Origin of the sequence: Sphingobacterium mizutaii (genome assembly GCF_900187125.1) — a bacterium.
In the GTDB taxonomy this organism is placed as follows: Bacteria; Bacteroidota; Bacteroidia; order Sphingobacteriales; family Sphingobacteriaceae; genus Sphingobacterium; species Sphingobacterium mizutaii.
The window spans coordinates 2,808,092-2,833,998 of the sequence record NZ_LT906468.1; the positions used below are offsets into that span (position 1 = coordinate 2,808,092).

General features: G+C 36.7%; 25 protein-coding genes. 9 read left to right on the top strand and 16 right to left on the bottom strand.

What is annotated here, in order from left to right; all coding sequences use genetic code 11:
- Positions 1-608: 608 nt before the first annotated feature.
- From CKW03_RS12090 to CKW03_RS12105, 5 genes are all read right to left on the bottom strand, one after another.
- Positions 609-995, bottom strand: coding sequence for a nuclear transport factor 2 family protein (locus tag CKW03_RS12090; protein WP_093097292.1), 387 nt, complete (start codon positions 993-995; stop codon positions 609-611).
- Between the two features lie 50 nt (positions 996-1,045).
- Entirely contained in the window at positions 1,046-2,089 is a 1,044-nt protein-coding gene (locus CKW03_RS12095) for an SMP-30/gluconolactonase/LRE family protein (RefSeq protein WP_093097294.1), read from the bottom strand.
- 111 nt (positions 2,090-2,200) lie between these two features.
- Entirely contained in the window at positions 2,201-2,392 is a 192-nt protein-coding gene (locus CKW03_RS20425) for a hypothetical protein (protein ID WP_139185456.1), read from the bottom strand.
- Positions 2,393-2,396: 4 nt separating this feature from the next.
- Positions 2,397-2,606, bottom strand: a complete 210-nt coding sequence (locus CKW03_RS12100; protein WP_093097295.1) for a hypothetical protein — start codon at positions 2,604-2,606, stop codon at positions 2,397-2,399.
- Between the two features lie 164 nt (positions 2,607-2,770).
- Entirely contained in the window at positions 2,771-3,013 is a 243-nt protein-coding gene (locus CKW03_RS12105) for a hypothetical protein (protein WP_197700936.1), read from the bottom strand.
- Between the two features lie 166 nt (positions 3,014-3,179).
- Here CKW03_RS12105 and CKW03_RS20660 point away from each other — a divergent pair, with 166 nt between their 5' ends.
- From CKW03_RS20660 to CKW03_RS20435, 3 genes are all read left to right on the top strand, one after another.
- Positions 3,180-3,530, top strand: coding sequence for a hypothetical protein (locus CKW03_RS20660; protein WP_157739505.1), 351 nt, complete (start codon positions 3,180-3,182; stop codon positions 3,528-3,530).
- Between the two features lie 179 nt (positions 3,531-3,709).
- Entirely contained in the window at positions 3,710-4,234 is a 525-nt protein-coding gene (locus tag CKW03_RS12115; protein ID WP_093097297.1) for a hypothetical protein, read from the top strand.
- Between the two features lie 75 nt (positions 4,235-4,309).
- Complete coding sequence (locus CKW03_RS20435) at positions 4,310-4,453, top strand: hypothetical protein (RefSeq protein WP_157739506.1); 144 nt, start codon at positions 4,310-4,312, stop codon at positions 4,451-4,453.
- 3 nt (positions 4,454-4,456) lie between these two features.
- Here CKW03_RS20435 and CKW03_RS12120 read toward each other — a convergent pair whose 3' ends face one another.
- Together CKW03_RS12120 and CKW03_RS12130 are read right to left on the bottom strand one after the other, a co-directional pair.
- The gene (locus CKW03_RS12120) at positions 4,457-5,476 is read right to left on the bottom strand and encodes an OmpA family protein (RefSeq protein WP_093097298.1); all 1,020 of its coding nucleotides are present in this window, start codon (positions 5,474-5,476) and stop codon (positions 4,457-4,459) included.
- A 2,112-nt stretch (positions 5,477-7,588) separates the two neighbouring features.
- Positions 7,589-9,223 (bottom strand): glycoside hydrolase family 32 protein, encoded by a 1,635-nt coding sequence (locus tag CKW03_RS12130; RefSeq protein ID WP_093097301.1) that lies wholly within the window; start codon positions 9,221-9,223, stop codon positions 7,589-7,591.
- A gap of 137 nt (positions 9,224-9,360) precedes the next feature.
- On the opposite strand from CKW03_RS12130, the gene CKW03_RS12135 reads away from it, so the two are divergent.
- Positions 9,361-10,992 carry an ABC-F family ATP-binding cassette domain-containing protein gene (locus CKW03_RS12135; protein ID WP_093097303.1) on the top strand — a complete coding sequence of 544 codons (1,632 nt, stop codon included), beginning with the start codon at positions 9,361-9,363 and terminating at the stop codon, positions 10,990-10,992.
- Between the two features lie 72 nt (positions 10,993-11,064).
- Here the strand turns inward: CKW03_RS12135 and CKW03_RS12140 are convergent, their stop codons facing one another.
- The 7 genes from CKW03_RS12140 to CKW03_RS20440 all read right to left on the bottom strand — a co-directional run bounded on the left by CKW03_RS12140 (position 11,065) and on the right by CKW03_RS20440 (position 18,062).
- Positions 11,065-11,961, bottom strand: a complete 897-nt coding sequence (locus CKW03_RS12140) for a DUF6999 family protein (protein WP_093097305.1) — start codon at positions 11,959-11,961, stop codon at positions 11,065-11,067.
- A gap of 9 nt (positions 11,962-11,970) precedes the next feature.
- Positions 11,971-13,857, bottom strand: a complete 1,887-nt coding sequence (locus tag CKW03_RS12145) for a beta-ketoacyl-ACP synthase III (protein ID WP_093097306.1) — start codon at positions 13,855-13,857, stop codon at positions 11,971-11,973.
- Positions 13,857-14,594 carry a sterol desaturase family protein gene (locus tag CKW03_RS12150; protein ID WP_093097308.1) on the bottom strand — a complete coding sequence of 246 codons (738 nt, stop codon included), beginning with the start codon at positions 14,592-14,594 and terminating at the stop codon, positions 13,857-13,859. Before CKW03_RS12150 ends, CKW03_RS12145 begins: the two co-directional genes overlap by 1 nt.
- A 267-nt stretch (positions 14,595-14,861) precedes the next feature.
- On the bottom strand, positions 14,862-15,500 hold the full coding sequence (msrA, locus tag CKW03_RS12155) for a peptide-methionine (S)-S-oxide reductase MsrA (RefSeq protein WP_093097309.1): 639 nt from the start codon (positions 15,498-15,500) through the stop codon (positions 14,862-14,864).
- 101 nt (positions 15,501-15,601) lie between these two features.
- Positions 15,602-16,909, bottom strand: a complete 1,308-nt coding sequence (locus CKW03_RS12160; protein WP_197700937.1) for a glycoside hydrolase family 76 protein — start codon at positions 16,907-16,909, stop codon at positions 15,602-15,604.
- 253 nt (positions 16,910-17,162) lie between these two features.
- Positions 17,163-17,789 carry an outer membrane beta-barrel protein gene (locus tag CKW03_RS12165; RefSeq protein WP_093097312.1) on the bottom strand — a complete coding sequence of 209 codons (627 nt, stop codon included), beginning with the start codon at positions 17,787-17,789 and terminating at the stop codon, positions 17,163-17,165.
- Between the two features lie 105 nt (positions 17,790-17,894).
- Positions 17,895-18,062: a hypothetical protein gene (locus tag CKW03_RS20440; protein ID WP_157739508.1), complete on the bottom strand. Its 168-nt coding sequence runs from the start codon at positions 18,060-18,062 to the stop codon at positions 17,895-17,897.
- A gap of 367 nt (positions 18,063-18,429) precedes the next feature.
- On the opposite strand from CKW03_RS20440, the gene CKW03_RS12170 reads away from it, so the two are divergent.
- Positions 18,430-19,332: a hypothetical protein gene (locus CKW03_RS12170; RefSeq protein ID WP_093097314.1), complete on the top strand. Its 903-nt coding sequence runs from the start codon at positions 18,430-18,432 to the stop codon at positions 19,330-19,332.
- A 39-nt stretch (positions 19,333-19,371) separates the two neighbouring features.
- On the opposite strand, the gene CKW03_RS12175 is transcribed toward CKW03_RS12170, so the two are convergent.
- Positions 19,372-20,436, bottom strand: coding sequence for a class I fructose-bisphosphate aldolase (locus CKW03_RS12175; RefSeq protein WP_093097812.1), 1,065 nt, complete (start codon positions 20,434-20,436; stop codon positions 19,372-19,374).
- A gap of 159 nt (positions 20,437-20,595) precedes the next feature.
- Between CKW03_RS12175 and CKW03_RS12180 the strand changes: the two genes are divergently transcribed.
- Positions 20,596-21,651 (top strand): alpha/beta fold hydrolase, encoded by a 1,056-nt coding sequence (locus CKW03_RS12180; RefSeq protein WP_093097315.1) that lies wholly within the window; start codon positions 20,596-20,598, stop codon positions 21,649-21,651.
- A 3-nt stretch (positions 21,652-21,654) separates the two neighbouring features.
- Here CKW03_RS12180 and CKW03_RS12185 read toward each other — a convergent pair whose 3' ends face one another.
- Positions 21,655-24,021, bottom strand: coding sequence for a PDZ domain-containing protein (locus CKW03_RS12185; protein ID WP_093097317.1), 2,367 nt, complete (start codon positions 24,019-24,021; stop codon positions 21,655-21,657).
- Between the two features lie 135 nt (positions 24,022-24,156).
- Here CKW03_RS12185 and CKW03_RS12190 point away from each other — a divergent pair, with 135 nt between their 5' ends.
- From CKW03_RS12190 to CKW03_RS12200, 3 genes are all read left to right on the top strand, one after another.
- Entirely contained in the window at positions 24,157-24,516 is a 360-nt protein-coding gene (locus CKW03_RS12190; RefSeq protein WP_093097318.1) for a response regulator transcription factor, read from the top strand.
- 31 nt (positions 24,517-24,547) lie between these two features.
- Positions 24,548-25,345, top strand: a complete 798-nt coding sequence (locus tag CKW03_RS12195; protein WP_093097320.1) for a phosphatase PAP2 family protein — start codon at positions 24,548-24,550, stop codon at positions 25,343-25,345.
- A gap of 115 nt (positions 25,346-25,460) precedes the next feature.
- Positions 25,461-25,775: an EamA family transporter gene (locus CKW03_RS12200; protein ID WP_261772028.1), complete on the top strand. Its 315-nt coding sequence runs from the start codon at positions 25,461-25,463 to the stop codon at positions 25,773-25,775.
- Positions 25,776-25,907 lie beyond the last annotated feature (132 nt).

The following is a 25,907-nucleotide window of genomic DNA, read 5'->3' on the forward strand; positions in this document are numbered from 1 at the left end:
CACATTTTTATATGTGCATCTTTAAAAGAGCAATACCACAAGGGACGCAAAAACATTTCATAATAATCAATACTTAATTAATGATATCCGGTAATTGTGGGTTTATGAATTTATTGTTTTAATCAAAATATATTTTACGGTTTACCGTAAAAAGCAAAAATATTATTGATTTTCAAAACTCCAGTATTCTCCACAAAATGCCGAGCCATTTGCATTAAATGGCGATTAAAACAATCCTGTGGTACAATGTTTAAAAAATAAGGCTAAGAAAAAAGGTTTTTTGGGACATGTGCGATCTTTAAGGTGCTTTTTACTTAAAGCCCTAAATCCACAATAGAAGCATTTGTTAAGCATACTACTAATTAACTGTTAATAATTTGACGATTTGGTTAAGACAAAGATATCTTTAAAAAGTGGTTAAATATTACGGTATACCGTAATATTTTTATTATTATCCTCTATTAATTAAAAAGATTTCAACAAGTTAAATATAACCTCTTATTTATTAAGTGTTTAAACAAAGAAAAAAAGATAGGTATATATTAAAAAAAATAGGAAAAGGACCTCATTCTGTCCTTTTCCTATTTAATTGAATATTTTTTATCTATTTATAGGGCTTGACTTGGGGAATAATCAACCTCAGTATGCATTGAACATTTCCATTTACCATTTTCTTGGATCCAAGTGGAACTACAAGCGCATTTGGACTTACGAACCTGCCCTTGATTTTCGACTTCAATTTCGACCAAATAACCAATGGTTGCAAAACTCTTACTAAACATCTGTACTACTGCTTCAGTAATGCCTAGGATTTCCATTTTCATGCCTTCACCCATGTCAAAGTATTTTTTGTAAGTGGGTTCATCAATGTATTTGACACCATCTTTACTCACTACGGTACAAGGGAAATAAGTAAGGTCCCGGACGGTGCCATAATCTAGACTGGCCATTCCTTGCCAGTATTCCCTTTCTAAATCCAGAATTTGATCTTCCATAGTGTTAAAATGTTGATTATCTAAAAAACAGTTTCAAACTAAGAATAGTTTTAGATTTTAAGTTTTATTCTCAATAATTGATCTGTTGATGTCAGATAAAGATAGCCATCGGCAGCAAATGCACAATTTGCCGTATGTACCGTTGAACGGATTCTACCAATAGGTTTTCCTGTGGAATTGATGACCACTACCCCATCACCGGCAGCTGCATACATATTTCCATTAGCATCTACTTTGATACCGTCTGCTGCAAGGGATTCTTCAGGAAAATTCTTTTTGAAATCAAAGAATATACGGCCTTCCGATAAAAGTCCATCAGGTTTAATATCATAAGCCATGATATAGGGGTTATTACCATCACTTAAGGCTACAAACACTTGTTTTGCATCTGCGGATAGGGTTATTCCGTTGGGTCTTGCCAAATTGGAAACAACTTGTACAGCCTCTCCTTTTTGGTTGACTTTATAAACGCCATTTTCTTTGATCTCCTTGGTTTCGGTATCACTTTCACGGCCAGGCAATCCATAAGGAGGATCAGTAAAATAATAATCGCCATTTGGATGCTGACAGATATCGTTTGGAGAGTTGAACTTCTTGCCTTCCCAATTCCCAACCAACGTTTCTTTTTTCTTGGTTTTCAAGTCAATTTGAGCAATTCGGCGATTTCCATGGTCGCATGCCACTAATTGACCCTGTTGGTTTATCAATAAACCATTGGTTCCCTCTTCTTCAGAATAGGTCCCTGGTCCTTCAAAACCGGCAGGTTTAATAAATTCCTGAAGCCCAGCAGCCTCCGACCATTGATAGATAATATTTTGTCTAGTGTCGGAATACAAGAGGTAATTGCCCTCTTTCACCCAGACCGGACCTTCAGCCCAAGTCATTCCATCAGCTAATTTTTCTACTTGCGTAGTACTGTCAACAATATTAAGCATCGCTGGATCCAGAACTTCGACCCTTCCTAATCTAGGATAATCTTTTGAAGTACTGCTAGAATCAGCTTGGACCTCCTTATTAGATTGGTCTTTAGCGGTATTTGTACAAGAGCCTAAGATTAGGGATAGCAAAATTGTTGTTAAGAAGATTTTATGCATAGCAATAGGTTTAAAGTTTTCTTAAAAATATGATTTTTTATCGGAATACTTTAACCTTAAGATAAGTAAGATCCTAAATTCAATTTTCTATAAATAAAATCGCACCCATTCTTATTCCACAGGATTGATAGGCTGTTCAGTCAAGGTACTGTCTATTCTTACACTATCTAAACTATCAAGCCTTTCTGCGGTATCGATGGGTTGATCCATCTGATTATTATTGTCAGTATTATTTGGGTTTGTACATGAAATAACCATTAATGTTAATATCAATGGAAACAAAGGAATCAGCTTTTTCATCATATTGTTATTTAGTTTTCTTTTTTGTTGGCTCTTTCGGAAACTCATTCGGATTGGGCATGATATTAAGCTGCTCCATTTGAGGATCAACTCCTGCTTCTCCAGCATCGTCTTGCTTCTTTTCTTTACGTTTCATAAAGGCCGTCAGATCCTTTTTTTTATCAGGTCTGCCTTTGTTATTTAAACCTTCAGTTGCACTTTCATTTTTCGTAGCCATAACTATTTTTTATAAAGAACATATTGCAGATGAATTAGTTGGCATAAGAATAAAGACTGACCATTTTAAAGAATAAAAAAATAAACCAAGTTACCTTTCAAATTTTCGAGATAACTTGGTTCTTTGCAAAATGGATAATTAAACAATTCTATGATCAAAAGATTTTAATCATTTCCATGGATCTTTACTAATTTATTGTAAAGTCCCATTATTAAAATGGGTGATACCCATTGTCCCAAAAATAAAGCGATATGTTTATGGCCTTTGCATTTGAAAAAAATGGATAGCCCCATGACGGTAAGAGCAGCACATATAAAATGTTTTGAAGATAATCGAGTCTTACACTCTTCAAATCTATTGGTCATTTCCTTTTCTCTTAAATCTGGGTTTTTCATTTGATCTTCCATGATTTGTTATGTTGATATTCTTAATTAATTCCTTGCTATTATATATTGAAAACATCAGCTTCTTAATTGTTGAACAAAAATTGACAAAGGGTATTTATACTTGACATCAAGTATATTTTTTTTCAACTAAATCATTATCAACCTGTTCACTTAATAAAAAAACATAATGAACTCAACAAACAACCAAGCAATAAATAAGCAAGGACTTATTATTGCGATTAGTATAATGCAGGATCCTGAAGAAAACAAAAACAATAAAAATAATGAGCCGGATTATCAAAATCCTTTTTATGATCCAGATTCAGATCAGGGCTCACAGGAATATGACCCGAAAGAGGATCCATTGAAAGATGATAATGAACCCATTGGAGAAGATTACCCTTTAAAAGAGAACATCGAGCCAGAGGAAGAAGAGGAAGAGGAAGAGGAAGAAGAGGATGCTGATGATCTATTCAACGATGATGAAGGTGATGATGAGGACGATAATCCAGGTGATTTTTCAACTCGGTTATTCTAAATCAATAAATCAGGAACAATTGGGAACCTCAGGAAGATTCACCTGAGGTTTTTATTTTGTTCAAAATCTGTCATCTAAGCGTTTAAAAGCAGATTGGATAGCCTTTTGGCAAACTATTTGTTATAACAGCGGAAACTATCATATCGAAAGTTTGAAATTTGAAACAATTATTTATTATCATGAAGAAAGTATTTTTACCTATTCTAACCCTTTTTATTTTAATGTTTGCCGCGAATGAGCAGGCAAATGCGCAAACCCCTTACCGTACTGCAATCGGTTTAGGCGTAGATGTGGGTGATGGAGAATCATTATTTGGACCACAAATTAAACACAGTTTCAGTGGCCGTGATGCAGGAAATGCACAGGTTTTATTTGGAGACCACATTACAGTAATTGGTGTTGATTACTCTTACAACCAACGTATCTCTGGAACTAGAGGTTTAACTTGGTATGTAGGTGTAGGTCCTCAATTATCATTTATCGACCATGGAAAATGGGATGATGATTGGTATGATGATGACAAACACTGGGATGGTGACACCCATACAGACTTTGCAATCCGTCCAGCTTTAGGTATGGAGTTTAGAATTCCTTCAACTCCTTTAGCGATGCACGTAGACTGGAAACCTTGGTGGAATCTATCTCATGGCTCCCATTTTGAAGCCTCTAGATTCTCTTTAGGATTTAAGTTCGTATTGAAATAATTTTAACATTTAGAAGCAAAAAGGGTCTGCATAAAATTATGCAGACCCTTTTTGTTTTAGAATTGTTCTTTTAATATGAAACGTCCAAAAATGTTCAATAAAATGTCCAAATATCAATATTGGGCTTTCAAATGGTTCTTCGTGGTTCCAATGTGCATTTATCTCGTTGGAGGATTGATTATGTTGATCGTTTCAGTATTCGATAAAATGAGTAAATAAGATTTACTTTTTCACGAGCTCTACCCTTCTATTTTGCTCCTTACCCGCATCGGTATTATTATCAGCAATAAAATCATTGGCACCAAATCCATTTGCGCTTAACCTAGATTTATCGATTCCAGCTTGTACTAGGGTAGTTAAAACGGTATTAGCACGATCTTTAGATAATTTCAGGTTATGGTCAGCATTGCCAACATTGTCTGTATATCCATTGATATCCAATTTCAAGCTTTCATTTGACTTTAACACCTTGCTTATTTCCGCCACTACTTCTTTACCATCTGTTTTTAATGTGGCTTTATCGGTATCAAAATTAATGTGCAAAACAGATTTTCCTTTTTCATTCAAGTCCTTTTCTATTTTCTCTGCCTTGATAATCCCAATAGTCTGTTTGAAGGCTTCACTCTCACCGGTATAAATGGCACCGTAAGCAGAATTGCTTGCAATAGCAAACAGGACTAATTTTCCTTCCTTTTTAAGACCATAGGTCACTATATTTTCCATATTTGAGGTTGCAAAATCGAAAAAATAGCTGTCCTTATTTTTTGATTTATTTAAGGCATCAATTTGGTCTTGAGGAATCTGTCCCTCAAACAATTTCTTGGCACCAAAACTTTCAAAATGTTTTGCAAAAGATTGAACAAACTTGAATTCGTCCCAACTTCCATTCATGCCATAGCCTTTGACTTTGACCCTACCCTCTAAAGGATAAAATGAATTGCCTGTATAAAACTCAATCTTTCCAAAATCGGATTCCCGATCATATCCATAGCTGCTCTTTGCATCCACCCATTCTGGAATAGAATAATATGGGAACTGGCCCATATCTGCAGTTGCTTCTGGTAAAGTTTCGGGATTGAAATTAGTTGAGGCTGGAACTGCCGAAGTACTAACCGTTGTGTCAGCACTTGTAGCAGAAATACTATCTTGATCGGTTTCAGCATCTTTATTTGCCGAATTATTACAGGACATCACGGTCAGGAATGCCGGCAGTATACCTAATAAAATGGTTTTTTTGTTCATTTTTCATTAATTAGTGTATTTAAATATAGGAATATTAGGTGTTAATTGTCACGAAAATATTGAGTTTTTGAAGGAGAAAAGAATGAGGTAGTCACCCCCCAGCGGAGGTGGAATATTTTTCAACAAAATCTTCATGAACAAAGAAAATAGTTTCCTCATCTTACGATTACGGAATGACCCCATTTTCCTAAAAAACAAAAATAGATTCTTCACTGTGTTCTGAATCCCTCTCTGGGGCATTTCCAATTCTGAACAATTAGTGAAGAATCTGTACGTAAATGTCCTAAAATTTCCTGTCATCATCCATCTTCGATGGATGACCTGTTCGCCAATACCCCACTTTGTAAGGTTCTGAAATCCTTCCTGCGTACCAATGACACGTTTGTTAAATCTGTGTTTCTAGGTATTTAGACCAATATTTCCTCTCCAGAAGAATATTTTTTATCTGCCATACATCCCCAGCGGGGATGAATTATTTTAGCATGGATGGTAAACAATATAGGGCTAATGCAAAAACGATGTTCGATAAATCGAACATCGTTTTTGCGCGACTTCCAGGCTAACGTGCCATGTCTGCTAAAATAATGGAACCCCAAATGGGGTTCTATATTAAAAAAACAAAAGAGCTAATAGATTTTCATTGCCAACATGCTGTCATCACCTTCCGATAAATTTAGTCCAAATTTTTACTTCTCAGGTTGACCCCAGGGAAGGATATTTTTTTTGAGCTATACTGACCTGGAAGGGCATTATTATTTTAGCAATCTTATCGCACAAGTCATCGGCATTCTATCCATCTCTCCGCCATTAGAAATGATATCGCTTTGGCTTATTCCTCTAAACGAATATTTTGGATTGGCATTGGTCAAGATCATAAAATTGTTCGTTATAGAACTTTTCAATTGGTGAAGAGGAGATCCAAATAAGGATGATTTTTTCAGATAAATTTAGCTTGACAATTGATAAAAATTCGAGAAAAAAAGGAGGGTTTTATTCGAGACTTATTCGAGGCATGTTCGGGACATGTTGCGAAAATTCGGAATGTGTCTCGAATAAGGACAACCTGAAAATGTAGGTTAAATCTCTAGGATTTTCTTATCTAGGCAACGAGTAAAAAAGGAGGTCGAAATTCTTCCAAAATCCTTTATGCTGACTCTTGCTTTTTTACTTCCTTAGGGCTGGGAAGTTTGATCCGCGGGAGTCTCATCTTTGACTTCATTTTTTTCTGCAAACCACCATAGTGCAGGGCCTACTACTCCCCAATTATAGATCCAAAGCAAGATACGGGGAATAAGAATCCTCTTAGGGTTGTTAATCCGTGTGAATAATTATTAATCAAATTTAGAGATGTATCGTTTTTCTGAACATCCCTGTAATTAAGTATTTATCTAATGGAGTTGGAATCTTTGCGTTGCTAAACCCCTAACGGGCAATGTCATTAAGTTAAGCTTTTTTGTGTAGTACTGAACTTCATCCGATTATCTCATCATGCGAAACTTCAAAATAAAAAACATCATGGTTTACTCTGGCTTACAGCTCCTTAACCTTCGGTTAAGGATGACAAGATCTTAGGGAGAAGAACCGTACAGATTCTTCACTATGCTCTGAATCCCTCTCTGGGGCATTTCCAATTCTGAACGATTAGTGAAGAATCTGTACGTAAATGTCCCGAACGTTCTTGTCATCATCCATCTTCGATGGATAACCTGTACCACAATACCCCACTTTGTAAGGTTCCGAGATCCTTCCTGCGTCAGGATGACACTGGAAAAGGATATTTTTTTGCGACATACTGCCCTGGAAGGGCAGAATTATTTTAGCAATGGTATCTAACAATATAGGGCTAATGCAAAAACGATGTTCGATTAATCGAACATCGTTTTTGCGCGACTTCCAGGCTAACATGCCATGTCTGCTAAAATAATGGAACCCAAAAAGGGGTTATATCTCTAAAATTAAAAAAACTTTTTTTTGCCTTGCACATTTCTGTCATCACCTTCCAATAAATATTATTCAAATTTTTCCTTCTCAGCATGACACAAAAAAATTCCTTAACTTATTGACATTGCCGAGGGTTCTATATTTGAAAATTCAAGAGCCAGTTTTTATCCTTTACCAAATCCCTTTTACAACATAGACTTCAAGTTCTAATACCTCGATATTATTTCCCCAGAAATGATAACCTTCTGTATTGTTTTTGTCCGGTTTTCGATCTAGGTAACTGGTATAGATTCCATTATCAAAGAACACTTCGATGGAGGTTCTGTCGATAAAGATGTCGGCAGACAGTTCCATGCTCGTAGGGTCTTCTGGGGAATAGAACATGCCATTCAACATATTTGAATTCATATCGTAACTGATCATTCTTTGCGCATAAAGATTGAATCCTGCTTCTGTAGCATGGGAAAGTTTGATTTTTGTTTTTATGCGTAATTTGTCTTTATCACTGTACTGATGCAATAACTCATTCGCTTTCGCTGCAGTTAAGTTCTTCCATGAATCTACTTTTGTAAATAATTTCTCTGTTTCTTTAATCGGAACACTAAATAACCTTGGTCCGTCTTTGGTTGCTCGTAAAGTCAACTCCGTTGGAAGCATCATCATGCCATTGAAAGGCATATCCCCCTGCGGGATTCTCCCCCAGCCGATCTGGATCCTTCTTCCGTCAGCTTCAGGAATATTGCTGTAGGTTTGTGCAGCATAGAGGTGCCCTGCACTATAAAAGTATTTTCCAGCCTCGGGAGTAAATTTCTTGCCATCAAATGAGCCGATCATATAGGTTCCTGTAGCACCGTACATAACCCATTTTTTATTGTTGGCATCGCCATCAATAGGAAGTTCAAATAATTCGGGACATTCCCAGAAGCCTGAGACATGACTTTTGTAGGTCCAATCTTTTAAGTTATTTGAATTATAGATGGAATGGCCATCTCTTTCGTTCAGCACCATTACCCAATGTTTTGCTGGCTCAAACCAAAAAACCTTGGGGTCACGGGTGTCCTGACTATTCCACTTTTCCTTGGAGTCAATTAAGGGATTCTTGTCGTATTTTGTCCAGGTCCTACCTTTGTCCAGACTATAGGCCATGCACTGTACCTGCCTGTCGGCACTAGCAGCCGTATAAAATGCAATCATTGCAGGTTCATTCCCTTTATTGTAGCCAGCTGTATTCTGATAATCAATGATCGCGGAGCCGGAAAACATGGTCCCTAATTTATCAGGATACAATGCCGTTGGCAATTCCTTCCAATGAATCAGGTCCTGGCTCACAGCATGTCCCCAATGCATATTTTCCCATTCTCTCTCCATAGGATTATGTTGGTAGAACAAATGATATTCACCATCATAATAGACTAAACCATTAGGGTCATTGATCCATCCCCTTTTCGTAGAAAAATGAAATTGGGGGCGATTTTGTTCTTGGTACAAACTTTCCTGCCCTTTTATCTCATCAGCCTGATAAATTTGCTTCAGTGCTTTCTCATCTCCTTCATAGGTAATCTTTAGGTTTTTTCCCTTTAGATGTGAAACATCATAAAACACCCAATAATCTGCATTATCTGGGGCTAACCTAACGACAACAGACCAAGCCTCTTGACCATTGGGCATAAATTCCATCTTCTTCCGATCTTGCTTGTTGGAAATTGGAAAATTGAGGTATTTCTTATTGATTTTTAAAGTGATTTCAGAGGCAAATAGCCCAAAGCTCAGCAAGGTCGAAAAGATCAGTAAAGTTAGTTTTTTCATGGTGAATGGATTAGGTTAGAGTAAGATAAGCATTTTAAACAAAACCCTTACCAATTAGAAATCCTAAAATTAACAAGTCAGTCGAAAGAACAAATTTTTCCTCTATCTTTGCAGCTCAAAATAAAATCGAGCGAATCGTGATCAATGTAAATAACATCTCTGTTTCCTTTGGAGGAACAACTCTTTTTTCCGATGTGACTTTCTCTATCAACGAGAATGACAAAATCGCCTTAATGGGTAAGAATGGTGCAGGTAAATCCACTTTATTAAAGATTATTGCTGGGGTTGGAAAACCTACAACTGGCAATGTATCTGGACCTAAGGATGCAGTAATTGCCTATTTACCGCAGCATTTGTTGACAAAGGATAATATGACCGTGTTTGAAGAAACTTCAAAAGCATTTGAAGAAGTCTATCAGATGCGCGATGAACTTGAGGAACTGAATGAACAATTGAACATTCGCACCGATTATGAAACGGATGATTACATGAAGTTAATCGAACGTGTTTCAGAGCTGAGTGAAAAATTCTATTCCATCGAAGAGACTAATTACGATGCTGAAGTGGAGAAGGTATTGAAAGGATTGGGATTCGAGCGTTCAGATTTTAACCGTCAAACCTCTGAATTTTCTGGAGGATGGCGTATGCGAATCGAATTAGCAAAAATCCTTTTAAAGAAACCTGACTTGATTTTATTGGATGAGCCTACCAACCATATGGATATCGAAAGTATCGAATGGTTAGAGGACTTCTTGATCAATCAAGCCAAGGCCGTAATCGTGATCTCCCATGACCGTGCTTTCGTAGATAATATTACCAACAGGACTATTGAGGTGACCATGGGTAAGATCTATGATTACAAAGCTAAATACAGCCATTACTTGGAACTTCGTAAGGAACGCAGATTGCACCAATTAAAGGCTTATGAAGAACAACAGCGTTTTATTGCAGATAACCAAGAATTCATCGACCGTTTCAAAGGCACCTATTCAAAAACTTTGCAAGTTCAGTCAAGGGTTAAGATGCTTGAGAAATTGGAGATCATTGAAATCGATGAAGTCGACAATTCAGCATTGCGTCTGAAATTCCCACCTTCACCAAGATCCGGAACTTATCCTGTCATTGTAGAAGATTTAACCAAGTCTTATGGTGACCATTTGGTATTCCAAAATGCGAATATGGTCATTGAACGTGGACAGAAAGTAGCCTTTGTAGGTAAAAACGGTGAGGGCAAATCGACCATGATCAAAGCTATCATGGGGGAAATTGATATTGAAGGAACGCTAAAAGTTGGGCACAATGCGAAAATCGGATATTTTGCGCAAAACCAAGCTGCTTTATTAGATGAAGAACTTACGGTTTTTGAAACAATAGACCAGATTGCTGTTGGGGATGTCCGTGTAAAGATCAAAGATCTTTTGGGAGCATTTATGTTCAGTGGTGATGATACAACCAAAAAGGTAAAGGTTCTTTCAGGTGGTGAAAAAACAAGGCTAGCCATGATTAAGTTACTGCTGGAACCAGTGAATGTATTGATCCTGGATGAGCCTACCAACCACTTGGACATGAAAACCAAGGATATTATCAAAGATGCCCTTCAAGATTTTGATGGCACACTGATTTTGGTATCCCACGATCGTGATTTCCTTGATGGATTGGCTACTAAGGTTTTCGAATTCGGAAATAAACGCGTTCGTGAGCATTTTGAAGACATTAAAGGATTCTTGGAATACAAGAAAATGAATAGTTTGAAAGAAATAGAGAAATAGAACTAATCGACATAAAAACAAAGGGTTAACATACAATATGCTAACCCTTTGTTTTTTAATAGATTCCTCATATTAAACCACTACTGGAGTTTCTTCGGAATGTAATTTCTGTTGTGAGATCAAATGATGTAATACTTCCGTGGATAAACCATGAAGTGTCAACCTAAATCCAGCTCCATAGGTTGGCAAAGGAATCATAGGGTGTTTGTTATTTAATGCGATCAATTTTTCCGGACAACTCATTATTGTCGCTGCATATACGCCAATTACCTCATCCAGCTGTAACGAGTTTGATGCCCTCCAAAAGTCATTATCCGTTAAAAAGAATTGATAAACTGGAGTAAATACTTCAATCGCAGAAGATAGATCCATCATATTGGTCCAACGATTTGGAAATTCCTCAAAGGGGATTGGACCTGCAGAAACAGCAGTGAAATCTGGATTGGAAACAGGTTCAATTTTCAGTCCCTTCTCCTGGATCGCCGTATTTAAGTTGATAATGAAATTGTAGAGGTTAAGATCATGCTCCAAGAACAGGTTATCCTTGACCACCTCCAAAGACAAGGGCTTTAATGGATTCATCGGAATATCCTCTGCTCCTTTTACATTATCCTTGATAAATCTTAAGACCTCAGATCCTAGGTAAAAATGCCTTAAAATCAAAAAGTTGGCTTCCGGAGAAACCCAATATTTCATTCCCCAATAAAGAAAACGGTGTAAGGTCTTTGGTGCATTGATGAGATTTGGAGCAATTGCCTTAAAAATCTGCAAGATGATAATGGTCAATCTTCCAAATACCCTCAAAAAAGGCAGCATAAACTGTTTGCTCTTTCTATTGGAATCAAATAAAAAAGCGGCCTTTGCATCCTTATTAAAAGGAACACTATTGTCTAAGAACAAGGCATGCCAATGACTTGGGTCTCTTGGGTTGTTCTTTTTATGTTCGAAATATTCGCTGGTATGTAACATAGGAGCTGATTAATAATTTCCGATTTCTGCCAATTGCATTTGATATAATTTAGCCACCACCTTTGCGGTCTTGGCTACTCTTTTTGCCATTTCTTCAGTTAACAATTCTGAATTTAGAGCCTTTTCGAAGCGTTCAAAATGGTTATCGTTGGAGTCAGAAGTTTCATGATAGATAAAAAATGAAACCTGATCATCCTTGAGATCCAATTGATGCTGGATAGCACGACCCCATTTGCCCGCCAATCGATTACCTAAGCCTTCAATAATAAACATTCCACCTAATAAATCGAATGGATTCGGTTGGCTTGCTTTATGGAACATGTAGGCACTTAAAGCCTCCGAACCAATATTTTTTTCACCTTGGTAAAGTGCCTCTTTACTTCCGCTACAATTAATAAAGTTTTTCTCCAGGATCTGGTAATCCTTATGTTCATCGCGAGAATGGGAAATAAAGGATGATCGGATATCAAAATAATCCATGCTTACGTTGGATGCTGCTCGAGCAATCCATTGTGAACCATCAATGACCTGTTGCCTTAAGTTCAACAAAAGGAGTTTATAATCCTCTAAACTGATCGTCCCATTGTAAATACGCTCAATAATTGCTGTATTCCGCAAGGATAATTCAAAATCCACCCAAATCTGCGTCAGATCACGAACTAGCTTTTCTTGGATAGGCTTATTATCTATGTGTATCTCTGGAGCTAAGATTTCATCTTCTTTAGAAATCAATGGTTTCTTTTCAGTCTGCACATTACCTACTACTTTAAGTTTCATAAAAGTAGTGATGAAACGTCCGCTCTCCGGAACCATGCAAAGGATTTCCTGATTGGGTTTTAATTTCCCGCTATAAAGCAACTCCTCCAACATTATGTAAATTGAAGCTGCTCCAGTATTTCCCTTATCGTGTAAATTGGTGAACCATTTGTCTTCCTCAATGGTCAATCCTCCTTTTTTCAAAAGGTCTACAATGGGTTGTTTGAAATATTCTGAGGAGTAATGGCAGACCAACCAATCTATTCTTTTTGGATCTACCTTGCCTTCTTCAATCAATTGAAAAAGATGTTGGACCCCTAAGCTTACTGTATTGTTTACCAGTTTGATATCTTGCTTCAGATTAATAGCTGCATCAGCATCGGCATCAGAAAAACTTGGATAATCTAACCAATATTGATCAATAGTTCCATCTTTCTTTTTATTTGCACCAGTATACATGCAGACTTCAAAACTATTGGCATAGGATTTTACATCTATCCATTCAATTTCAAGGCTCAATCCTTTAGGATTAGGTTTATCGGAAAGAAACATGGCTCCTGCTCCATCAGACAACATCCATCTTAAAAAATCGGTATCCAATGGCAAGCCTTTCTCTTGGATTTCAGGCTGTTTTTCAAATCGTGAAGCCTTAAACATGCGGCTAGGCATATCCGCAGCACAAGATATAGCATTATCATTTTCACCAGTCAATATATGCAGGTAAGCGCTTTTTAAGGCCATAATTCCTGATGAGCAAACACTCTGATGCGAAACAATATTACATACAGGTAGCTTTGCTTCTGCGTGGACCATACTAGCAAAGCCAGGAATAGGCACATCACCTTGTGTAGTACCAGCAGTCAGCAACTCAATTTCATCTTTATTGACATTTGCCTTATCTAAACAACTTTTAATGGCCTTGTTCGCCATGCCCGCCACTGAATCGGTGGATTGCTGGCTTTTATCAAGTGCATAAAATCTTGTTTTAATGCCATTTTGCTTCAGCATCCTTTCCTTAGCTCTTGAAGGTTTACCTCCTATCAATCCTAAATATTCTTCCATTTCCTCATTAGAAACTGGAGAATTGGGAAGATGCATCCCAATGGCATTTATATAAACTGGTCTATTTTCTTTTTTCATTAGTGTTTATTATCTGAAACTTGGGTATTAAATATCTTATCAAAAATGCCGAGCATAAAGCCAAAATTGCCTCTGCCCCACTTATGATGCATGCTATGTCTAAACGTATATTTTGAAAAGGATGTACTTGGCTTATCACTTGGGATCTCATGGTTACAATGTCCAAGCAAATTGATTACCAAACTCATCACTGGTAAACTCAAAATGGAATAGACCTGAAAATCATGGAAGAATAATGGAAAGAAAATCACGGTGCCTAGCAGAAATGATTCGATCCAATGAAAACTAAATATGGAGTATGCCGTTGGTTCCTTCGACCAATGATGGACTTTGTGGACATTTCTAAAGAACCAAGGTCTATGCAAAAGCCAATGTACTGCATAAAAATGTATCTCATTCCAAAGGAACAACAGCGGGATTTCCCATAGGCAGTTCCAGTTATTGTCAAAACGGACCTTAAAGACGCCAATGGAAAACAGGTATTGAAAAAAGATAGCTTGAAGGGAAAAAACAAAAATGGATACTAATGAATTTTTAATTTCCTTTGCTCGCTGTCCAGGTTTTTGAGCAAATACAATCTGCCTTAAACTTGCGTTTTTGGTCTTGTACTGTACTATAGTTTCTGTAATAAAGGTCCCAAGAAAGTAGAGGATACTAAAAAACACAAAGAAAAAAGCACTTGTGTAGTACCATTTCGAGAGCACGAAATTAAATGTGTTTTCCAGCAGTTCGTTCATTAATAATCAGGCTTCAGCTATTGAAATTCAATTAATTTATTAACTCTTATTAACGATGTTTTATTATTCAAAAAGTAATGGAAAGGAAAAATAAATACTTGGAAAGTTCCTTAATAAATATGTTAACCCTCATTACAATTCTAAAACTTCAAATTAGCGAAAAATATTGATGAAATAACCACTGAAAACAGCTATATTTTGGTTTAATCAATTAAAAAGGGAAGTAAAAAATAAATCTTACTTCCCTTTATTCTAATGTGTTACCTATTACTTTTTAGGATTTGCTTTTTTAGCGATTTCAAAAAGTTCAGGACCGATATGGCAATATCCTCCTGGATTCTTATCTAAATAATCTTGGTGATAGGTTTCAGCATCATAGAAATTTCTCAATGGTTCGTTTTCTACCACAACTGGGCTTTGAATGGATAAAGATAAAGCATGCAATTTATCTTTGATCAAAGGCTCATCGTTCTTATCGGTATAATAGATCCCGGTACGATACTGGGTCCCTCTGTCGTTTCCTTGTCTGTTTAAAGTGGTCGGGTCGACACTTTCTAGATAAAGGTCTATCAATAGTCCAAGATCGATAACTTCAGGATCGTATATGACTTTTACAGTTTCCGTTGCTCCTGTACTGCCTGTGCAAACTTCCTCATAAGTAGGATTTGTTTTATTTCCATTGGCATAACCAACTTCAGTTCCTACCACACCTCTCACCAACTTGAAAAAATGTTCGGTTCCCCAAAAACATCCACCGGCAAAATATATCTCTTTTTCTTTTCCTGTTAAACTCATTGTGCTATTTGTTTCTGATTTTTCTTCTTTTTGATTTCCCTCCGAAAAGCCCATGGTCATGATGATTACAGTGACTAGGACTGTGGAAGCAATAACTGCTAATTTTTTCATGGCTTTAAGATTTGTATATAAAGTTAAGGATTTTGAAGAAATAATGTGTTTGAGGGATTAAATGTGAGATTTAGTTGATAAATAAATAGAATGTAAAACTCTTATAATCCATAATAATATTCAGCCAATAAAGCATATTCTGCCGCATAAGTAAACATGAACATTCCTTCTAAACCTTTAGGCTCCTTACTTCCCTCCCAACCTTTTAGAAGATTGGTTGCCAAGAATCCATCTTTGTTGGCGTGCTTATATCCATAATCAAGGTTCTTTTGAAACGGATGAATATATTGTCCATAATTGCTATTAATCATAGCCAAATCCTTAAATCCCCTAAGCAATATTCCATTGAACCAATTCTTGAAACCTTCTGTGCCAAAGGAATAATATTCGGGAATCTCCTTTCCTTTTACAGCAAAGTGAGAAAAACTATTCTTTGCCAATTCCTTGGCATCATTATCAAACTGGAGATCCTCCGTAGCAAGGTATAAATCAACCGCAGCAGACAGCATCGTACCTGAATTATAGGAGTAAGCCTCTCCGACTGCCTTAGTCAATTTGGTATTTGCGCGATAGTTTTTCCCATCAATTTCTTCGTATCTAATCCTACAATCAGGATCGCATCCCCCCATCATATCAGCATAAACTCCATTATGGGTTAATAACTTATCCTTTTGCCATTTGTAAATAGCTTTTGCAAAACTTAAATAATATTCCTGCTTAGGTTCCATTTTTGACATCCTGGTTTTCCCGTCTTTTGGATCTATATAGCGATGTTCAATCTGCTCATTGTTGTTTTTATAAATATCATGGAGCCAAACCAATGAACTAATCAATGGAGAATTACTACAGGCATGCTTGGTTGTATAACCAGGTCCCCAAGGAATTCCGCCAATTTCTTTTCCATTTTCATCTATACTTGGATCCCATCCATCCAAAACATAAGCTGTAAGATATTCTGCCTTTTTCAGATATTCCTTGTTCCCTGTAAGTTTATAAGAGTGTATAAGCTCCCTCAACAACCACATTTGGTCATCATAAACATTCAAAACCCCAGTTACATTGGCTTTTCCTTTTTCTTTTACCCGGTCAACCGCATATACTGACCAAGTTTTCGTTTGAGTAAATGAAACCAATTCAAAAGTTCCTAAATAATAATCAAGGTTTTCATATAATTTAGCCAATAGCTTTTCATATTTAGGATAATTCAATTTATAAAGGTTCTGGTCAGCATTTTCTTTATTTGACTTTAATGCAGAAAGTATAGCATTTACTGCTTCTATTCCCGCTGTATACATCCATACACTAGCTGTTTCTTCAGACTTCACTTGAGTAAAAGGATTGTAATATCGGCTCATTTCAAAAGTATTTGGGTTGAAATAAGCTAAAATGGTTTTATCAACTAAGGCCATTGACCTTTTTAGGTTTTCATTAGGCAAGTCCAAAAAAGGATTTTGGGTCTCGTGCTTTTTTAAGGAACTTTGAGCTAAAGAGTGGAAAAAAGGGTTAGAAATTAATAATAAAACGATTAAAATCGAAGTGGTGGTAAGGTGATTTCTTTTTGACATTTTGGAAAAGGAAAATTTAGGTTTATTCATAGTAGCTCTACAATCTGAACATTCAGAATATTAAGATTCAAGATACATAAAAATTAACCAAATCTAATTACCTTATCCCATATCTCACTCCTACCTTAACCGCAAACTGGCTAATACGATCAACATGGTTATCTGATTCGAAAGGTATTAAATTATAAGATTTGAAAGCAGGTTCTAAATAAAGAGTCCAGACTCTTGAAAAATTATATTTAGCACCAATTCCTAATTGTGCTCCAACCCCATTCTGCCTATCTAAATTTTGGTACTGTCCAGATACATCAAAATGCAATATAGGTCCCAAATTTGCATAAAAATACTTCCCCATGTTCATGTTGGCAAGAATAGGGATTTCAAAGATTTTTAGGCTTAAAGTATCTTTAAAACGTTCTATCATGGGATCAACTATTGCGCCTTGATAAGCAACCTCCTGTTTTGAAAAACCTAATCCTGTTTCAAATGAAAAACGATTGTTAATAGGATATAGGAAAGAAACATCCATTCCAAAATACTTTTTACTCGAAAAACTCCCTGCTCCTTGTAGATTTTCAAATGGACCAATATTGCGGGTTGAAATTGCTGCCCAAGACAGACCTATTTCCGGAGAAGGCTTTTCAACTTGACTAAAGCCTAAATGGAAACTTAGAAATACTTGGATAAATAGCGACGCTATAAATAGGAAATAAGAGGTTTTCATATAATTAGTTAATTCTTTCTGATAAGACGTTGCATTATAAAAAATGGCTACATAAATCTCTAAATTAAAATTTGGTTGCCCATGGGGGCAACCAAATCTACTAATTTATTTCTTAGGGCGCGGAGGTCGCACCTGTCCCAAATCACCATAAGCTGGATCATCATCGCCAGAATTTGTATTGGACTGCATGATTACTGGATCATTGTTGATCGGTTCAATTGGCATAGTTGGATTGCCAGTGTTCATTAAATGGTATAAGATTAAGTACCACATTTCTCAAAAAATTAGAATGTAAAAGCCTGCTAGGTCCGCACACACCTTGTGTGGGATTGCTAGAAAATTTTCCAGAAGGCCTTCTGAATTTTTTGGAATTGAGGTTCATGAATTCCCCAATATTGAAATCTCTTTTGTATCTTTCCTTGAAAGCACAAACACACTATTAACCGCTGATTTCAAAAGCAAAACTAACGCACTAAAAACCGTTCATAATCAACCATTTCCGATATTTCCGGTATTTCCATGTGAATTCCGGTATTTCCAGTGAAATCAGCTGTGAAACAGTTTTTATGTTTGAAATGTATTATTAATTAGAATTACGAATTCGTAAATCTTGGGGAGAGAAAAACATTAAATTCAAGGAATGTCAGCATTCAATAAATTTAAAGAACGTGTTCTTGCCAGCTATTGGGAAAAACACAAAAACAATGAACTACATGCTCGATTAGCAAATCCAACCTCTGCTAATCTAAGAGACTATGCCTTATTTTTAGTGAATACAGGAATGAATCCTGATGACAAGAAAACATTTAGAGATTTTTTTATTTTGAATGATGATCTTGGAGATTTAGAAAGGGCAATTGCTGGCATAGACATCGACAAATTAAAACCAATTCGATACTTTATTGACAGAAAAACCAGTAAGCCTGATGAAACCATAGTCAAACTTTTAGCGGTTTTGATTGATTTTCAACCTAGACCCTTTAAAATTGATGATTGGATGGAGCAGGATAAAAATCTACAATCAGAAGTGACTAAAATACCATTAAATCGTCCTTCGCAAATTGATGGACAGAAGGTTCCAGTTCCTATTAAGAAAACGCCGGAGGATGAAGCCTCAACTTCAAATGTTAAATCTATTCCTTCAAAATTCAGCAAAAAGGCATTGTTGTGGGTCAGCTCAGGTGGATTAATTGCAGCAAGCTTAGGCTATATTACTTTGAAGGATAGAAAGGAATGCATGTGCTGGTTCAAGGACAGGTATATTGTTGTAGACTGTCAGGACAATAATATGTGGAAACAACAAGTTATTGCATTGGATGAAGATAAGTTAAAAAACTTCAGGAAAATCACTAGATATGATACCTTAGGCCTTAAGGACGTCAATAGAATTTGGTATTCAAAAGTCAATAATGAAGTCGAGTTTTTCACAGACGCCGGTTTACATCCCGAACATAGCGAAAGAGGACTTAAACTTGCTAGTGAGCATATCATCCGAAAATATGCTATGGGTGAAGATCCTGAAGGCAATAAAAATGAAGAATAAAGGGGCAAATAATATTTTGCCCCTTTATTCATCTGTAATCTATGCTATAGTCACTTCTTTCATTAGATAGACATCTTGAATTCCATGAAGCAACTCCACTCCTTCTTTCATTGGTTTTTGAAAAGCTTTTCTACCACTAATTAAGCCCGTCCCGCCTGCTCTTTTATTGATTACTGCAGTTTGCAAGGCATCCCTAAGGTCATTCTTACCAGACGCTCCTCCAGAATTAATCAATCCCGACCTACCTGCAAAACAATTTAACACTTGATAACGGCAGAGATCAATAGGATGATTAGAGCTCAACTCACTATACATTCTTTCATCAAGCTTTCCATAGCTGCTATTCCCTAAATTCAAGGCTTTATAACCTCCATTTACTTCAGGAAGCTTCTGCTTAATAATATCAGCTTCTATAGTCACTCCTAAATGATTGGCTTGACCCGTCAAATCAGCAGCTAGGTGATAATCTACACCATCTTTTTTAAATGCATCATTACGCAGATAGCACCAAAGTATGGTTGCCATCCCAAGACTATGGGCTTCTTGAAAGGCTTTGCTGACTTCAACAATCTGTCTTCCCGACTCTTCAGATCCAAAGTAAATCGTTGCACCTACCGCAGCTGCACCCATATTCCAAGCCTCTCGCACTGTCCCATATAGGATCTGATCACTTTTATTAGGATAGCTCAATAACTCATTGTGATTTATTTTTACAACAAAAGGAATTTTATGGGCATATTTCCTTGACACAGCCCCTAAAACACCAAAGGTAGAAGCGACAGCATTACACCCACCTTCGATAGCCAACTTCACAATATTCTCAGGATCAAAATAAATAGGATTTGCAGCAAATGAAGCTCCGGCACTATGCTCTATTCCTTGGTCAACTGGAAGAATGGAAAGATATCCCGTTCCAGCCAACCTTCCATGCCCAAATAAATTACCCAAACTTCGTAAAACCTGAGGACTTCTGTCAGTCGGTCCATATACATCATCAATAAAGGTTGGAGAAGGCAAATGAAGCAGATCTTTCTGTACTGCCTTACTCTCATAATTTAACAAATCTTCACCGCCGAGCTGTTCGATCAAATTACTGATATTCATATTATTACGTTTTAATATTTTATTTAAGCTATTATAATAAATGAACATGTTATGAATGGAATTGTTTCTCGTAATAATGAAAAAATTATCAACAATCGGTAAAAATATTTATTTAAATTTGGAGGTAACTTTTTCCAATTTATCTGAAAACCTGAAGTGATGAACCTACTAATAATTATTATTAGCATCTTGGCGCTTTTGACAATCCTTTATTTCATTTATGAGGAGCATAATTTGCACTCTGAAGAAAGAGAGCGCCTAAAAATTTCTGAATATGGATTCGAAGAAAAACAGGTTTCATTGGAAAATGGAATAGTTTTAAATTATGGTGAAGGTCCGGATAATGGACCTGCTTTGCTGTTGATCCATGGCCAAGGGGTAGATTGGAAAAATTATGCAAAAGTACTTCCAGAATTATCTCAAGATTTCCATGTATTCGCAGTGGATTGCCATGGTCACGGCAAATCTTCGCACGCAGCAAAAAGCTATAGCGCCGAAAAAATGGGTACAGATTTTATATGGTTCATAGATCATGTAATTAAAGAACCAGTTTATTTATCCGGCCATTCTTCTGGAGGATTATTATCAGCATGGATCTCGGCAAATCATATCCGGGTACAAAGCACTGTTCTCGAAGACCCCCCATTATTTTCAACAGAGAAAGACCGTTGCCAGAAAACCATCGCTTGGCAAGATAACTTTCGTGTTGCTCATGAATTTCTTCAGCAGTCCGAAGTGAAAGATTTCTTAATCTTTTATCTCCCAAGAAGCTACTGGAAAAATAAATTCAAGGGCATTTGGAAAATCATTATTGCTAAAGCAAACAGGTTTCGAAAAAAGCATCCAAATAGAATTTTCAGGATTGGATATCTTCCTTTGGCAATAAATAAAATTTGGGAGTCAGCATCCGATAATAGATACGATAAAAGATTTGCTGACACTTTTTACGACTGTTCTTGGTTTGAAAATTTTGATCAAGCTGAAATTATAAAAAAGATTTACTGTCCTACAACATTGATTTTCGCAAAAAACTCCAAATGGCCACAGTACGATGAAAATAGTATTCTCATGGCTGCTATGTCTGATGAAGACGCAAATAAAGCTGAAAACTTAATTCCCGATTGCAAGTTGATCACCGTCAATTCAGGGCATGGTTTCCATGATGAACATCCAGCAGAGTTCATAAAAATAATCAGATCCATGCAAGGGATTTAACAATCATAAATTGACCTGAATTGATTTTCTTTCTTGGTTCCTAAAAATCTCAACATTCAATTTATTCATATACTGGTCCCTTTTTAAAACAAGTTGAAGGCCATTCACATCCTTAATCTCTACTCCTTGACAACCTACAATGACATCTGACTTTTGAACTCCTGCTTTCGCAAGTGGAGAGGAAGGATCTAGCTCTAAAACCAAAACACCTGCCATGCTTGGCAAACCGGCAGCTGATTGTTCTCCTAAAGATTCAATGGACTTTAGTTTTGCTCCTTTCCAATTGAAAATAACACCCTTTGAAATATTACCTTCTTTGTGGATTTCTGGAATATGTGGTAAATCGATCAGCCTTTTTAGCCTTGGATCTCTAACTCCAACTTCTTCCAAATTCAATGGCTGGAAGTTTTTCAGGCTTCCGGAAACAACCTCAAATTTACCTGTTGCAACATCTGTAAAATTTAACTCTAGAACTGTGGAATTCTTGTCCACTCCTTTGGCCTGGTCAATTTCCAGATCCATAGCATTGGTATAATTGTTTTCATCCACTTGATCTCCCCAAAAGTTAACCTGTATATCCTGATGCGCATGCATCACAATATTATTTCTAAATACATCATGGCTGTTTTTGAACCATACATGGGGATGAAAGCCATTATTGATCATAATATTATTGTAGACAGTTCTATAGAAACCTTCTCGCAGTTTCAACCCTCCACTCAGACATAGATTATTAAATATTTCATAATTGGAGGAACCATCATCTAAGTCTATATCCCAGCCATGATCGCAACTAAACCTATTGTTACTGATGACGGTCGTTTCGATAGCATCCAATTTTATCCAATCTGGATGGGCTTCTACAATTCGATCCATCTCTTTTCTGTCTGGATGCCAGAAACGGTCTCTTCCCCATGAGTTGAACGCGCCATGATCACTCGTTTCCAAAACGGTGTTAAATACATCATTAAATGAAATCTGATGTCCACCCCAAGTTCCATCTCCTACATTTATTCCCGCCCTTGGAACATCATAAATACTATTATGAAGCACCGAAATCCTTGCTGACATCGAAATTTGTACCCCTGCAACCTGTTTTTCAATCAAACCGATGTTTCTGATGACATTATCGCTGGCCTCACAATCTGCAGGATAGTTCTCTGTTGTTGGCCCAGGAATAATGTCCATTTCATTTTCGGGAACAAATTTCTCATATCGGAAGGAAGGACTACGAACTGCATTAGGATCACCAACGAAATTAATTGCTCCTCCACCAATCTGCTCTATTAAATTCCCACGAACCTTTACCCCTCGGTTATAATTACTCAAGAAAACAGCATTTCCACCCAGATCGATAAAGTCCGAATTAGAAACACTGCAATTTTCAGCTCCTTCAAAACGAACTGCAGCTTGCCTATAAATCGTCCAATCACTTCGCAACAATGGTTCTTCAGTCTTCATAAAAGTTGGATCGGTATGTACAAAGCGGATACCACTGACATGAACATTTCGAACAGGTCGTTCCATCGATCCTTTTATCGAAATCAAAGACTCCAATTGAGGCGCTTCAAATTCAATTTTATTAGGATCCTGATCTCCGAAATTCAGAGATAAAGTTGAAGATGATTTATCAAGGTACCATTCATTCACTGCATCCAGTTCCTCAAAAACATTTTCTACAAATCGGTATCTTTCATGCATTTTACTCGGACGGTTATTCTGAAGGCCGCCCTCTAATCTCAATTCTCCATTTGCATCCTTGCCAGTTACCAAATAATGAAACCCACCCCATCTACCAATATGCAAAGCATGGACAATTGCCCCATTGGGGTTCTTCCAGCCTTTTACTCGCTCTGGGCTAATGGCATCTTCAGCATATCCATTAAATGGAAGGATATTAGGGTCATAATTGGGATATCTTGCCCGGATTAAAAGTTCACCATTGGCATAAAGTCGCTGAAATTGCAAACCTGCTGGCACTTTTGCAGTCCACATATTGTTCTTGGATTTTGTCCATTTCAGGTTCAGTTTTTGGGCAGCAGAAAAAATCACCTTCCTTTCATTTATCGCTTTTATGGTCAAGCCATCAACATTTATTTCAAGGGGTTTTGACAAATAATACTTCCCATCTTCGATTAGCATTTCAACAGCTTGATCTGGATGTGCTTTTTTATATTTTTGGATTTGTGCTAATGCATATTCTGCAGAAGCAAAAGGTTTAGCTTTGGTCCCCTCATGCTGATCAGATCCCTTTGGAGAAACATAGAATGAAATGGCCTTTTGTTGGGCACTTGCGAAAGGAATGATCAAGGCCATGATCATGGATAGACATAGCACATTAGCAAAAAATAGTTTAGGAAGAAGATGCATCTTAGTTTTTTGGGTTAGTATTGATTAATGCTCTCCATAAGATAAGAAAAAATCATCGAAAAATGGAAAGAAGTAAACCATCTTCAAAATTTCTTCAAAATTGTACCTTTAATTACATGAAATTATTTCGATGAAATGAAAATCCTGATTATTGAAGACGAAATCGAATTGGCAAAAAGCATGGTTCAATATCTATCTGAAGAAAAATACCGCTGTGAAGTAGCGAATACCTTCGCGGAGGCTACAGATAAAATTGAACAGTTTAGCTATGATTGTATCTTATTGGACATAAGCCTACCTGACAGAAATGGACTGAGGCTATTGGAAGAATTGAAATCTCAAGGCAAGCAAGATGGAGCAATCATTATTTCAGCAAAAAACTCGCTAGATGATAAAATCACAGGGATCCAAATTGCGAATTCAATTGCTATAAAGATAATCGGCTGTACAAGTTTAAAGTCTAGAAATTCAAAATTTCTTCTAAATCACCTATGATATTGTCAACAATTAAAGAAAGATCATTAGAATGCTTATAAAATTTAGAGTCACACTAATTACTTTGGTCTACGTGCTATCCAGTATGGTTAGAGTTTCTGCTCAAATCCAAGATAGCACTAGCAAAAATAATCCAGTCAAAATTGACCTTCAAGCCCAGCACCTTACAAATAACTATAAATTAGATTACAGGCAGCTCATTGCTCCGGCAGTGTTCATAGGGTTTGGAGTTGCAAGCTTGACCAATGAATCCCTGAAAGAACTCAATAGCTCCACTCGATATGAAATATATGAACATCAACCGGATCACATACAGCTAGATAATTACACCCAATATGCCCCTGCCTTGTTAGTATACGGTCTGAATGCGACCGGAATAAAAGGAAAACACAATTTGCGCGATAGAACAATAATCTACCTCACTTCCCAAATGTTCAATGCGGCAATGGTATTGCCTTTAAAACACATAATCCATGAGGAAAGACCTGATGGCTCGAATAACCTTTCATTTCCTTCCGGACATACCTCTACAGCATTTTCTTCAGCACAATTTATGTTCAGGGAATACAAGGACAGTAATATTTGGCTTGGAATCTCAGGCTATTCCTTCGCGCTGTTCACTGGCGTTTACCGAACTATCAATAATAGGCATTGGGTCGGTGATGTAGTTGCTGGAGCAGGATTTGGAATTCTATCCACAGAATTGGCATATTGGTCTTATCCTGTAATAAACAGGCTATTAACTAAAAAGGACACACAAATTGCCTCCATGATAATGCCTTATTACCAAAACAAAACTATTGGCTTGAGTTTTTGTAGAGTATTCTAAATTCCTAATTATTATGTGGATCTTTTATGCATTACTATCGGCCCTATTTGCAGCACTGACTGCTATATTCGCAAAAATCGGAGTCTCTCAGATCAACTCCAACTGAACCACAGCTATTCGTACAGTCATTGTATTATTTATGATTTGGAGCATCGTTTTAGTCAAAGTCGAACTGAAAGATATGGGAAGCATCTCAAAACAGAATATCTTATTGTTGATCCTATCAGGTATTGGGACCGGACTATCTTGGATATTCTATTTCAAAGCCTTACAACTCGGCAATGTCCCTCAAGTCGCTGCAATTGATAAATTAAGCGTCGCCATTACCATCATCCTATCCATAATCTTCCTAAAAGAAGCCCTCACGGTAAAAACTGCAATTGGAGCAGGACTAATTATTTTAGGCACTTTAGTTCTTTCCATAAAATAGCCTTGGTAATTAAGTCATTATCTAACCCCTAAATTGAAAAATCAATCAAACTTGTTACAAAAAACTGTTCAATTAATTAACTTATTGATTTTTAATTAATTAATATTTTTACAGACCAAATTAGATATTTTA

Excerpts from the sequence above, each read along its gene's own strand:
- CKW03_RS12090 (WP_093097292.1), bottom strand. The coding sequence starts at position 995 with ATGGAAGATCAAATTCTGGATTTAGAAAGGGAATACTGGCAAGGAATG.
- CKW03_RS12095 (WP_093097294.1), bottom strand. The coding sequence starts at position 2,089 with ATGCATAAAATCTTCTTAACAACAATTTTGCTATCCCTAATCTTAGGC.
- CKW03_RS20425 (WP_139185456.1), bottom strand. The coding sequence starts at position 2,392 with ATGATGAAAAAGCTGATTCCTTTGTTTCCATTGATATTAACATTAATG.
- CKW03_RS12100 (WP_093097295.1), bottom strand. The coding sequence starts at position 2,606 with ATGGCTACGAAAAATGAAAGTGCAACTGAAGGTTTAAATAACAAAGGC.
- CKW03_RS12105 (WP_197700936.1), bottom strand. The coding sequence starts at position 3,013 with ATGGAAGATCAAATGAAAAACCCAGATTTAAGAGAAAAGGAAATGACC.
- CKW03_RS20660 (WP_157739505.1), top strand. The coding sequence starts at position 3,180 with ATGAACTCAACAAACAACCAAGCAATAAATAAGCAAGGACTTATTATT.
- CKW03_RS12115 (WP_093097297.1), top strand. The coding sequence starts at position 3,710 with ATGAAGAAAGTATTTTTACCTATTCTAACCCTTTTTATTTTAATGTTT.
- CKW03_RS20435 (WP_157739506.1), top strand. The coding sequence starts at position 4,310 with ATGAAACGTCCAAAAATGTTCAATAAAATGTCCAAATATCAATATTGG.
- CKW03_RS12120 (WP_093097298.1), bottom strand. The coding sequence starts at position 5,476 with ATGAACAAAAAAACCATTTTATTAGGTATACTGCCGGCATTCCTGACC.
- CKW03_RS12130 (WP_093097301.1), bottom strand. The coding sequence starts at position 9,223 with ATGAAAAAACTAACTTTACTGATCTTTTCGACCTTGCTGAGCTTTGGG.
- CKW03_RS12140 (WP_093097305.1), bottom strand. The coding sequence starts at position 11,961 with ATGTTACATACCAGCGAATATTTCGAACATAAAAAGAACAACCCAAGA.
- CKW03_RS12145 (WP_093097306.1), bottom strand. The coding sequence starts at position 13,857 with ATGAAAAAAGAAAATAGACCAGTTTATATAAATGCCATTGGGATGCAT.
- CKW03_RS12150 (WP_093097308.1), bottom strand. The coding sequence starts at position 14,594 with ATGAACGAACTGCTGGAAAACACATTTAATTTCGTGCTCTCGAAATGG.
- msrA (WP_093097309.1), bottom strand. The coding sequence starts at position 15,500 with ATGAAAAAATTAGCAGTTATTGCTTCCACAGTCCTAGTCACTGTAATC.
- CKW03_RS12160 (WP_197700937.1), bottom strand. The coding sequence starts at position 16,909 with ATGGCCTTAGTTGATAAAACCATTTTAGCTTATTTCAACCCAAATACT.
- CKW03_RS12165 (WP_093097312.1), bottom strand. The coding sequence starts at position 17,789 with ATGAAAACCTCTTATTTCCTATTTATAGCGTCGCTATTTATCCAAGTA.
- CKW03_RS20440 (WP_157739508.1), bottom strand. The coding sequence starts at position 18,062 with ATGTGGTACTTAATCTTATACCATTTAATGAACACTGGCAATCCAACT.
- CKW03_RS12170 (WP_093097314.1), top strand. The coding sequence starts at position 18,430 with ATGTCAGCATTCAATAAATTTAAAGAACGTGTTCTTGCCAGCTATTGG.
- CKW03_RS12175 (WP_093097812.1), bottom strand. The coding sequence starts at position 20,436 with ATGAATATCAGTAATTTGATCGAACAGCTCGGCGGTGAAGATTTGTTA.
- CKW03_RS12180 (WP_093097315.1), top strand. The coding sequence starts at position 20,596 with ATGAACCTACTAATAATTATTATTAGCATCTTGGCGCTTTTGACAATC.
- CKW03_RS12185 (WP_093097317.1), bottom strand. The coding sequence starts at position 24,021 with ATGCATCTTCTTCCTAAACTATTTTTTGCTAATGTGCTATGTCTATCC.
- CKW03_RS12190 (WP_093097318.1), top strand. The coding sequence starts at position 24,157 with ATGAAAATCCTGATTATTGAAGACGAAATCGAATTGGCAAAAAGCATG.
- CKW03_RS12195 (WP_093097320.1), top strand. The coding sequence starts at position 24,548 with ATGCTTATAAAATTTAGAGTCACACTAATTACTTTGGTCTACGTGCTA.